Source organism: Streptomyces sp. NPDC059917 (genome assembly GCF_042730635.1).
In the GTDB taxonomy this organism is placed as follows: Bacteria; Actinomycetota; Actinomycetes; order Streptomycetales; family Streptomycetaceae; genus Streptomyces.
The window spans coordinates 1-9,915 of sequence record NZ_JBHWLC010000143.1; the positions used below are offsets into that span (position 1 = coordinate 1).

The window sequence follows — 9,915 nt, forward strand, 5'->3', positions numbered from 1 at the left end:
CGCGGGGGCGATCGCCCCCGCGTCCCCGCCCCCGCCCCCGCGTCCTCGAACGCCGTGCGACGCGTGCCGTGCGGCTCCGCGGCGGATCCCGGCTACACGGCGGACTCCGGTGCGATCCGGTTGCGGACCGCCGACTGCACGTCTTCCTCTTCCGCCGGATCCGACGCGAGGCGGCGCAGCCGCGGAGCGACCCGGGCGTCGGCGGTCTCGGCGTGGTGGGCGGCCACCTCGCGGGTGGTCTCCTCGCAGTCCCACAGGCACTCGACCGCGAAGCCCGCCGCGAAGGACGGGTCGGTGCTGGCCAGTGCCCGCGCGGCGCGGCCGCGCAGGTGGGACGAGGCGGTCTCGCGGTAGACGTGGCGCAGTACGGGCGCGGCGCAGCCGATGGCGAGCCGTCCCGCGCCGTCCACCAGGGTGAAGAGCCGTACGGTGTCGGGTCCGGCCGCGCGGACCGTCGCGCGCAGCGCGCCGAGCACCAGGCCCGCGTCCTCGGCTCCGCCACGGGCGGCCAGCAGGGCCGCCGCGGCCGCGCCCAGGGCGTCGGGGCGGTGCACCCAGGCCCGGGCCCGGTCGACGGCGGCGGGGCCGCACATGCGCTCGTAGGCGGCCACGGCGGGTTCGTCGCCGGCGGCCTCGATCAGGTCGAGGACGGCCGGGTTCTCCGGCTCGGCCAGGACGAGGTGGTGCAGCGCGGTGGCGCGGGCGGCCTCGCCGCCGGCTCCCGCGGCGGCGGCCAGGATCGCCGACCGGTCCTCGGGCGTGGCGACGGCGGCCAGGCAGCGGGCGGCGGGGACGTGCAGCGGCGTACCGCGCAGCAGCCCGTCCGCGGCCCAGTCGAAGACGGCCTGGACGCCCCAGCCCGGGCGGGGCCCGGACGGGGTGAGCTGGCGCTGCCAGCGGTCGAAGGAGCCCTGCTGGCGGGCGGCGCGCAGCCGCTCGCCGAACTCGGCTCCCTGCTCCCACAGGCTCCACGGGCGCGGTTCGTAGGCGTCGCGGACGGCGGCCGCGAGCAGCGCGCCGCCCTCGACCGTGTCGGGGAACCGGGCCATGACGGGCCCGGCCAGGGCGCGCAGCCCGGCGTCGTCGTCGCGCAGCGCGAGTTCGTCCAGGGCCCAGGCCCAGTTCGCCCCGGCGGCGGCGTAGCGGCGCAGCAGCATCAGCGCGTCGTCGCGGCCGTACGAGGCCAGGTGGCCGAGGACGGACAGGGCGAGCCCGGTGCGGTGGTCACCGTCGTCGAGGAGGTCTTCGGCGCTGAAGAGGTGCGCCTCGATCTCGCCGAGCGGACCGCTGAGGTCCAGGTACAGGCGGGCGTAGTACAGGGAGCGGTTCTCGACCTGCCAGTCCTGGCGCGGATCTCGCAGCACGCACTGGTTGAGGGCCGCGAGGGCCTCCGCCCGGGGCGCGGCGAGCGCGTGCAGCGTGCCGTCGCCGCGGCCGCGCTGGAGGAGACCGAGCAGGGTCCCGCTCGGCGCTATGACTGGTTCGAACATGGGAAGGGCCTCAAATCAAGCTGGGGACGCGACCGGGAATCGGGATTCACAGGGCCGCGTAACAGCATGTGAGGACGTTCGCCGTCTTGTTCCGCTCGATGTAGACCATTGCCTTCTCACTCTCTCGGTGCGTCGCGGCCGGCGGCCGGACCGGGCGGGGACCTGTCTTGTCCTGCCCGTTCCTGCCCGTGCCCCTGGTTCGCGAATCGAATCCGTCGCCATGATGACCCAGCCGGTTTGTGCACCGCGACCACATTTAAGGCCGCCGTGACCATCCCGGGATGTACGCCCCCGTAGAAACGGACTACTTGGCTCCGAAGAGTTCGAGCAAGTCGGCCTTCCCGAACATGCGCGCGGTGTCCACCGCGGACGGCGTGCCCGCGTTCGGGTCGGCTCCCCCGGCGAGCAGGGCGCGGATCACCGGCTCCTCGCCCTTGAAGACGGCGCCGGCGAGCGGGGTCTGGCCGCGGTCGTTGGCGCGGTCGCCCTCGGCGCCGCGGGCGAGCAGGGCCGTGACGGCCTCGGCGTGGCCGTGGTAGGCGGCGAGCATGACCAGGGTGTCGCCGCGGTCGTTCGTGAGGTTCGCCGGGACGCCCGCGTCGAGGTACGCGGTGAGCGTCTCGGTGTCGCCCTGCCGGGCGAGGTCGAAGATCTTGGTGGCCAGCTCGATGACGTCCTCGTCGGGAACCTCGGGGACGTCCTGGTGGCCGTTCTCGGCGTGCTCGCTCATCGGGTCGTACCGCCTCTCATTGGCTGCCTGGCGTGAAGTTTCCCCAGGCCGGGCGGGCAGGGGAACGCACGGCGCTACGTCCGTACGGGTGAATCGACAGAGTACTGCCCGCACCGGTACATGGCGGGGCCGGACCGAGGCAAAGATCCCCCCGCGCGGGGGAGCGCGACGGGAGCGGCGGCGGAGCGGGCCCGGAGCCGGTCCGACTGGTCCGGATCAGTGAAAAATTACAGAAATCACCCATCTGCACCTTTTATCGCATTGATACTTGCTGTGAGCCTGGAACAACTGATGGTGACTGTCCCCACCCACCAGGAGAGCTTGGAGAGCTTCTTATGGTCCTGTCCATCTCAGGTGTCGTCCTGCTCGGCATCATCTGCTTCCTCTTCTTCAAGAAGGACGGGATGAAGCTGTCCCATGCGTTCGTGTGTGCGCTGTTCGGCTTCTTCCTCGCCGGATCGGCCATCGCCCCGAGCATCACGGCCAGTACGGCCAGCCTCGCGAGCCTCCTCGGCGGCATCAAGCTCTGACCGGCACGACCCCCGCCCGTACCAGCAGCACCGAAGAACCACAGGAGACGCCCGTGGCCCGGCGCCCACTTCCCCGCATCCTCATCAGCGGCAACGCTTCGCTGAGCCGGGGTCGCGACCTCGCTCGCACGGCCGCCGACAACGCCACGGACGTCCTCCATCCGCTGCTGACCATCGGGCGGGGCCTGCGCGTCCTGGCCACGGCCGGGCGGCGCAGGTGGGCCGCCACCCCGAAGGACCGGCGCGGTCCCGCGCTGTTCCTGGGGGCGGCCTGCGTGCTGGTGGTCGCGCTCGTGCCCTACGGTCCGCTGATCGCCCTGGTCACCCTCATGGCGGCGGCCGGCTGGCACGGGCGGGACCGCACCCCCGTGCGGACCGGGCCCGGCGACGCGGAGACCGAGCGCCTGTGCTCCCTCTACGAAGCCCTCGTCCCCTACTTCTCCATCCCCGAGGACCCCAGCCCGCTCTTCGCCCACGGCGGCGAGTGGGACAAGGCCTTCAGCGACTTCGCCTTCGACGACGCGGGCCGCCTCACCCGGCTGCGGATCCGCTACCCGGCCTACTTCACCGACGGCGAGGCCTCCTCGCGGGCGCGCATCGAGTCCCTGCTGCACGCCAAGTCCGGGCGCGGGCGGGAGTACCTCTTCGCCTGGGACGAGGAGGGCAACCAGTTGGACCTGAGCGTGCTGACGGCGCTGCCCACGAGCATCGCCGCCCAGCCCTTCGTGACCTCGCCCGGCGAGACGGTCCTCGGCTTCACCGACGCGTCCTCGGTGCAGCGCACCCTGCCGGTGGCCGACGGCGAGGAGACCCGCGACGCGCCGCCGGTGATCTGGCGGACCGGCCCCCGCTCCACCGAGCCCCACCTGCTCGCCGTCGGCCAACCCGGCAGCGGTACCTCCACCCTGCTGCGCTCCATCGCCCTGCAGGCCCTCCAGCACGGCGGCGACGTGGTGCTGGTCGAGGGCGGCGGCAGCGGCGAGTACTCCTGCCTCTCGGGGCGCGCGGGGGTGCTCGCCGTGGAGAGCGGTCCGGCCGGGGCGCTGGCGATCCTGGAGTGGGCCGCCCACGAGACCGAGCGCCGGCTGATCGCCGGGCACCGGGCCCGCGAGGCGGGGCAGCCCGCCCCCGAGGACGTCCGGCGCCCCCTGTGGATCCTGCTGGACCGGCCGAGCGTGCTCGGCCACCTGGCATCGGCCGAGGGGCGCCCCGATCCGCTGGGCCTGCTCCAGGTCCCGCTGCGGCACGGGCGGGCCGTCCACGTCACGGTGGTGGTGGCCGAGCAGTTCGACCACCTGGAGTTCCTCGGCGACGCGGTGTGGCAGCACACCCGGGCCCGGGCGGTGCTCGGACCGGCCGCGATCCACCAGATCGCCGAGGTCCTCGGGCTGCCCCCGCACACCACGCCGACCCCGCAGGTCCCGCCCGGCCGCGGGTACGCCCGGCTCGGGTCGGGCCCGGTGCACCGGCTCCAGGTCCCGGCCACCCCGGACCCGTACGACGACGCGGCGCACCCGGTGCACCGCGAGGCCGTGCGCGCGCTGCTGCCCGAGCGCGCCCGCACCGTCCTGTCGAAGCCGCTGCGCCCGCACCCGGACCGGACCCCGGCCCAGGGCGCCGCGATCGACGCCTCCGAGATCCCCGAGGTCGCGGCGGACGCGGCGGACGCGCTGTAGGCCGTCGCCGGCGGGGCTGGAGACGCAGCCCCGCCCGGCGGCGCGGCCCCCGTGGCCCGCGGCGGTTACGCGACGAACGTGCGCGGGGGCTCCGCTCCGCCGCCGCCCGCGCCCTTGCCCACCAGCCGGGCCGCGGCGGCCAGGCGGGAGGCGGCTTCCTCGGCCAGCGGGCCGCCGACCGTGAACGGCAGGCGCACGTAGCCCTCGAAGGCCCCGTCGACCCCGAACCGCGGACCGGAGGGGACGCGCACGCCGACCCGCTCCCCCACCTCCGCCAGCCGGGAGCCGGACAGCCCGCCCGCGCGGGCCCACAGGGTCAGCCCGCCGCCCGGCACCACGAACTCCCAGTCGGGCAGTTCCCGGCGCACGGCCGCGACCAGCGCGTCCCGGTTCTCCCGGGCCTGGGTGCGGCGGATCTCCACCGCCTCCTCCCAGCCCCCGGTCCGCATCAGCCAGTTCACCGCCAGCTGTTCCAGCACCGGGGTGCCCAGGTCGGCGTAGGCGCGGGCGGCCACCAGGCTGCGGATCACGTCCGGGGCGGCGCGGACCCAGCCGATCCGCATGCCCGCCCAGAAGGCCTTGCTGGCCGAGCCGACCGTGATGACCGTGCTGCCCGCGGGGTCGAAGGAGCAGACCGGGCGGGGCAGCTCCAGGTCGGGGTCCAGGCGCAGTTCGGCCATGGTCTCGTCCACGACCAGGACGGTGCCGGCCGAGCGGGCCGCCTCGACCATCTCGCGGCGCTGCTCCTCGGAGGCCAGGGCTCCGGTGGGGTTGTGGAAGTCCGCGACCACGTAGGCGAGGCGGGGCGCGGCGTCGCGCAGCACCTGGCGCCAGGTGGCCATGTCCCAGCCGGCGAGCCCGTCCGCCATCGCGACGGGCACCAGGCGGGCCCCGGCGGCGCGCATGAGCTGGAGGATGTTGGCGTAGGAGGGGGATTCCACCGCGATCCGCTCGCCGCGGCCGGCGAAGAGGCTGCAGATGGCGTCGATCGCGCCCATCGCCCCGGTGGTGACCATGATCTGCTCGGGCATGGTCGGGATGCCGCGCTCGGTGTAGCGGTCGGCGAGCATCCGGCGCAGCGCGGGCAGGCCCGCCGGGTAGTCCCCGTGGGTGTGCGCGTAGGGCGGCAGCTCCTCCAGCGCCCCCTGGACGGCCTTGGTCAGCCACGGTTCGGGGGCGGGCAGGGCCGCGCAGCCGAGGTCGATCATGGAACCGAGGGCCTCCGGCGGCAGCGGCTCCAGGCCGCGCGCGGGCAGCGGGTTCCCGGCCGGTACGGAGGTCCAGCTCCCGGCGCCGCGGCGGGACTCCAGGAACCCCTCGGAGCGCAGGGCCTCGTAGGCGGCGGCGACGGTGGTGCGGCTGAGCGCGAGGGCGACGGCCAGCTCGCGCTCGGCGGGCAGTCGGGCCGCGACGGGCACCCGGCCCTCCAGGACCAGCAGCCTGATCCCGTCGGCGAGCGCACGGTAGGCCGGCGGCTTGCGCGCGCCCGCCACCGCGGGCTGCGGCTGCTGCTGCGAGGTGATCAGCCGGGCGAGCTGTGCGGCACCGACCGCGGAGGTCCACTGAGCCATGCTGTCCGGTCCACTTTCGAAGGATTGGCCCCGGAGCGGGGGTGCCGCGACCGGGATTGGCTTGTTCCTGCGGGCCCAGGGTGTCACGCCGGGAGCCACTTGGGCCAGCGGCCCCGGGGCGGCGGCCGCGCGGCGGTCGCCCGGCAGTCGCCCGGCCGCCCGGGGCGGAGCCGGTCCGGCCGGTGCATACTGCCGCCGTGACGTACGTACGCCTTCGGCACCCCTATCTGGACCACCCGGCTCCGCTTCCCTTCGCGCATCGCGGCGGGGCCGCGGACGGGCTGGAGAACACCGCCACCACCTTCCGGCGGGCCGCCGCCGCCGGGTACCGGTACTTCGAGACCGACGTCCACGCGACCGCCGACGGACGCCTGGTCGCCTTCCACGACGCCACCTTGGACCGGGTGACCGACGCGCGGGGGCGGATCGGCGAGCTCCCCTGGAGCGCGGTGCGCGCGGCCCGGGTGGCCGGGAGCGAGCCGCTGCCCCTCTTCGAGGAGCTGCTGGAGGAGTTCCCGCACGCCCGCTGGAACGTCGACGTCAAGGCCGAGCCCGCGCTCTTCCCGCTGCTCGACCTGATCGCGCGGACCGGGGCCTGGGACCGGGTGTGCGTCGGTTCGTTCTCGGAGGGGCGGGTGGCGCGGGCGCAGCGGATCGCCGGGCCCCGGCTGGCCACCTCGTACGGGGTGCGGGGCGTGCTGGGGCTGCGGCTGCGCTCGTTCGCGATCCCGGCGGCGCTGCGCGTGGGGGCGGTGGCGGCGCAGGTCCCGGAGGTCCAGTCGGGCATCCGCGTGGTCGACCGGCGCTTCGTGGAGACGGCGCACGCGCGGGGCCTCCAGGTCCACGTGTGGACCGTGAACGAATCGGAACGTATGGAATCGCTGCTGGACCTGGGTGTCGATGGCATCATGACCGACCGGATCGACATCTTGCGCACGGTGCTGGAGCGCCGCGGGGCCTGGGCCTGACCGGCCCGCACGGCCGCCGCGCGGGGCGCGGCGGGCCGTGCGGTACGGGGACCAGCGAGGGGCACGGATGAGTACGCGGACCACGGCGGAAGCGGAACCCGGTGCGGGGGACGACGGCGACGGGAGCGGGGCGGCCGACGGCGGGAAGGCCGCGGCGGCGGCCCGCAGGCGCGAGCAGCACGGCTGGTACTTCTACGACTTCGCCTGCTCGGTGTATTCGACGAGCGTGCTCACGGTGTTCCTCGGGCCGTACCTGACGGCGGTCGCCAAGGCCGCCGCGGACGCGCACGGCTACGTCCACCCGCTGGGCATACCGGTGCGGGCCGGGTCGTTCTTCGCGTACGCGGTGTCGGCGTCGGTGATCGTGGCCGTGCTGATCATGCCGCTGGCGGGGGCGGTCGCGGACCGCGGCGGCCGCAAGAAGCCGCTGCTCGCGGCGGCGGCGTACACGGGGGCCGCGGCCACGACCGGAATGTTCTTCCTCGGCGGCGACCGCTACCTGCTGGGCGGGGTGCTGCTGATCGTCGCGAACGCGTCCCTTGCGGTCTCGATGGTGCTCTACAACGCCTACCTGCCGCAGATCGCGGGTCCGGACGAGCGGGACACCGTCTCCTCGCGGGGCTGGGCCTTCGGCTACACCTCGGGCGCCTTCGTCCTGGTGCTGAACCTGGTGCTCTTCCAGGGCCACGACTCCTTCGGCCTCTCCGAGGGCGCGGCCGTGCGCATCTGCCTGGCCTCGGCCGGTCTGTGGTGGGGGGCCTTCACGATCGTTCCGTTGCGCCGGTTGCGGGACCGGAAGGTGGTCCGGGAGGAGGGCCCGGCCGTCAGCGGGTGGAAGCAGCTGATCGCGACGCTCAAGGACATGCGCCGCTATCCGCTGACCCTGTCGTTCCTGCTCGCCTACCTGATCTACAACGACGGCGTGCAGACGGTGATCTCGCAGGCCTCGATCTACGGCTCGGAGGAGCTGGAGCTGGAGCAGTCCACGCTGATCGTGGCGGTGCTGCTGGTCCAGGTGCTCGCGGTGGCGGGCGCACTGGGGATGGGCCGTCTGGCCCGCGTCTACGGCGCCAAGCGGACGATCCTCGGTTCGCTGGCCGCGTGGGGGCTCACGCTGGCCGCCGGGTACTTCCTCCCGGCCCGCACCCCGGTGTGGTTCTTCGCGCTCGCGTCCATGATCGGGCTGGTCCTGGGCGGCAGCCAGGCCCTCTCCCGCTCGCTCTTCTCGCACCTCGTCCCGGCGGGCAAGGAGGCCGAGTACTTCTCCGCGTACGAGATGAGCGACCGCGGCCTGAGCTGGGTCGGTCCCCTGGTCTTCGGCCTGACGTACCAGGTCACGGGCAGCTACCGGGACGCGATCATCTCGCTGGTGGTCTTCTTCGCACTGGGATTCGTGCTCCTCGCACGGGTGCCGGTGCGGCGCGCGGTGGAAGCGGCGGGGAATCCTGTTCCGGAGAGGATCTGAACACCGCCGGGCGGCGGTCGAAAGGGGACCCGTCGACCGATCTGGCGAACGAGTTCCGAACAAATTTAGACGTTGAAGCGAAGGGCCGGTAGTGTACGCCTTTGGCCTGCCAGGCGGACCGTTACTGCGTAGTCAATAAATGAAGACGCTGGGTGACATCTGCTGCCAGATGTGACAAAACGGGCATTGGTGGGTACAACAAGGGGCGGTACGACGGGCGACGCATGACCCGGAGCGGGAATCAATACCGCCGACCGGACGTTGACCGGATGACGACGACAGCGACACCTGTCCTGTGGGCGACAAGCCCGGGAGGCACGATTCATGAGTGAGCGAGCTCTCCGCGGTACGCGCCTCGTGGTTACCAGCTACGAGACGGACCGCGGCATCGATCTGGCCCCGCGCCAGGCGGTGGAGTACGCATGCCAGAACGGACATCGATTTGAGATGCCGTTCTCGGTTGAGGCCGAAATTCCGCCGGAGTGGGAGTGCAAGGCGTGCGGCGCCATGGCACTTCTGGTGGACGGCGACGGGCCCGAAGAGAAGAAGGGCAAGCCTGCGCGAACGCACTGGGACATGCTCATGGAGCGACGCACCCGCGAGGAGCTGGAGGAAGTGCTGGCCGAGAGGCTGGCGGTCCTTCGTTCCGGCGCCATGAACATTGCCGTGCATCCGCGGGACAGCCGCAAGTCCGCCTGACACCCGGACACCGACAAGCCGAGGGCCCCCGCCACATTCCGTGTGGCGGGGGCCCTCGGCTTGCCCTGTTCCGCTCCCCCGCGGGCGGACGACCCCTAGGGGATGTCCGGTACCTCCGATTGAGGTCGCTTTTACGCGACCCCGGGCACACTGGAGGTATGACGACCGGCGTTCCCACCTCGACGGCCCCCCGGCGGCGCTCGCGCGCCCGCACCTTCGTACCCCTGGCGGTAGCCGCCTGGTTCATCCTGGAGATCTGGCTGCTCGCCCGGCTCGCCGCCCTGGGCGGCGGATTCGCCGTGACCCTCGTGCTCGCGGTCGGTCTGGTGCTCGGTGTGGTGGTCATCAAGCGGGCCGGGCGGCGCGCCTTCAAGAACCTCGCGCAGACCTTCCAACAGGCCCAGACGGGGCAGCGCCCGACCCCGCAGCAGCCCGGCTCGGGCAACGGCCTGGTCATGCTCGGCGGGCTGCTGCTCATCGTGCCCGGCCTGCTCTCCGACCTGGCCGGTCTGCTCCTGCTGCTGCCGCCGGTGCGCGCGTGGCTCGGCCGTCGCGTGACCGGCTCGCTGGAGCGCAAGATCGCCGCGGCGCCCGCCGGTTCCTTCGGCGACGCCTTCCAGCAGGCCCGGATCCACCAGCCCGACGGGATGGTCGTGCGGGGCGAGGTGATCCGCGAGGACGCGGCGCCGCGCCACGGGTCCGGCCCGGACACCGGGTACCGCCCGCCGCTGGCGCCCTGAGCCCCGTACGCACGCGCCCGGCCCCGGCGGCGGAACACCGCCGCCG

9 protein-coding genes are annotated in these 9,915 nt (G+C 73.7%); 6 read left to right on the plus strand and 3 right to left on the minus strand.

Translation table 11 applies throughout. From position 1 onward, the window contains the following. Nucleotides 1–92 precede the first annotated feature (92 nt). Complete coding sequence (locus tag ACFWAR_RS38275; RefSeq protein ID WP_385788013.1) at nt 93–1,490, minus strand: HEAT repeat domain-containing protein; 1,398 nt, start codon at nt 1,488–1,490, stop codon at nt 93–95. Between the two features lie 304 nt (nt 1,491–1,794). Next, nucleotides 1,795–2,220: an ankyrin repeat domain-containing protein gene (locus ACFWAR_RS38280; protein ID WP_385788016.1), complete on the minus strand. Its 426-nt coding sequence runs from the start codon at nt 2,218–2,220 to the stop codon at nt 1,795–1,797. A gap of 335 nt (nt 2,221–2,555) precedes the next feature. Between ACFWAR_RS38280 and ACFWAR_RS38285 the strand changes: the two genes are divergently transcribed. Continuing rightward, the gene (locus tag ACFWAR_RS38285) at nt 2,556–2,750 is read left to right on the plus strand and encodes a hypothetical protein (protein ID WP_008743136.1); all 195 of its coding nucleotides are present in this window, start codon (nt 2,556–2,558) and stop codon (nt 2,748–2,750) included. A gap of 53 nt (nt 2,751–2,803) precedes the next feature. Further along, complete coding sequence (locus ACFWAR_RS38290; protein WP_385788019.1) at nt 2,804–4,426, plus strand: hypothetical protein; 1,623 nt, start codon at nt 2,804–2,806, stop codon at nt 4,424–4,426. Nucleotides 4,427–4,491: 65 nt separating this feature from the next. On the opposite strand, the gene ACFWAR_RS38295 is transcribed toward ACFWAR_RS38290, so the two are convergent. Further along, a complete protein-coding gene (locus ACFWAR_RS38295) occupies nt 4,492–5,997 on the minus strand; it encodes a PLP-dependent aminotransferase family protein (protein ID WP_385788022.1) in 1,506 nt (501 codons plus the stop codon). A gap of 197 nt (nt 5,998–6,194) precedes the next feature. On the opposite strand from ACFWAR_RS38295, the gene ACFWAR_RS38300 reads away from it, so the two are divergent. The 4 genes from ACFWAR_RS38300 (at nt 6,195) to fxsA (ending at nt 9,869) form a co-directional block, all read left to right on the plus strand. Next, entirely contained in the window at nt 6,195–6,965 is a 771-nt protein-coding gene (locus ACFWAR_RS38300; RefSeq protein WP_385788025.1) for a glycerophosphodiester phosphodiesterase family protein, read from the plus strand. A gap of 67 nt (nt 6,966–7,032) precedes the next feature. Then, a complete protein-coding gene (locus ACFWAR_RS38305) occupies nt 7,033–8,430 on the plus strand; it encodes an MFS transporter (RefSeq protein ID WP_385788028.1) in 1,398 nt (465 codons plus the stop codon). A gap of 324 nt (nt 8,431–8,754) precedes the next feature. After that, nucleotides 8,755–9,129, plus strand: a complete 375-nt coding sequence (locus ACFWAR_RS38310) for an RNA polymerase-binding protein RbpA (protein WP_007262928.1) — start codon at nt 8,755–8,757, stop codon at nt 9,127–9,129. A 158-nt stretch (nt 9,130–9,287) separates the two neighbouring features. Further along, entirely contained in the window at nt 9,288–9,869 is a 582-nt protein-coding gene (fxsA, locus tag ACFWAR_RS38315) for an FxsA family membrane protein (RefSeq protein ID WP_385788030.1), read from the plus strand. Nucleotides 9,870–9,915 lie beyond the last annotated feature (46 nt).

What these genes read in the sequence shown, in the direction of transcription:
- ACFWAR_RS38275 (WP_385788013.1), bottom strand. Translation starts at nt 1,490, where the DNA reads ATGTTCGAACCAGTCATAGCGCCGAGCGGGACCCTGCTCGGTCTCCTC.
- ACFWAR_RS38280 (WP_385788016.1), bottom strand. Translation starts at nt 2,220, where the DNA reads ATGAGCGAGCACGCCGAGAACGGCCACCAGGACGTCCCCGAGGTTCCC.
- ACFWAR_RS38285 (WP_008743136.1), top strand. Translation starts at nt 2,556, where the DNA reads ATGGTCCTGTCCATCTCAGGTGTCGTCCTGCTCGGCATCATCTGCTTC.
- ACFWAR_RS38295 (WP_385788022.1), bottom strand. Translation starts at nt 5,997, where the DNA reads ATGGCTCAGTGGACCTCCGCGGTCGGTGCCGCACAGCTCGCCCGGCTG.
- ACFWAR_RS38305 (WP_385788028.1), top strand. Translation starts at nt 7,033, where the DNA reads ATGAGTACGCGGACCACGGCGGAAGCGGAACCCGGTGCGGGGGACGAC.
- ACFWAR_RS38310 (WP_007262928.1), top strand. Translation starts at nt 8,755, where the DNA reads ATGAGTGAGCGAGCTCTCCGCGGTACGCGCCTCGTGGTTACCAGCTAC.
- fxsA (WP_385788030.1), top strand. Translation starts at nt 9,288, where the DNA reads ATGACGACCGGCGTTCCCACCTCGACGGCCCCCCGGCGGCGCTCGCGC.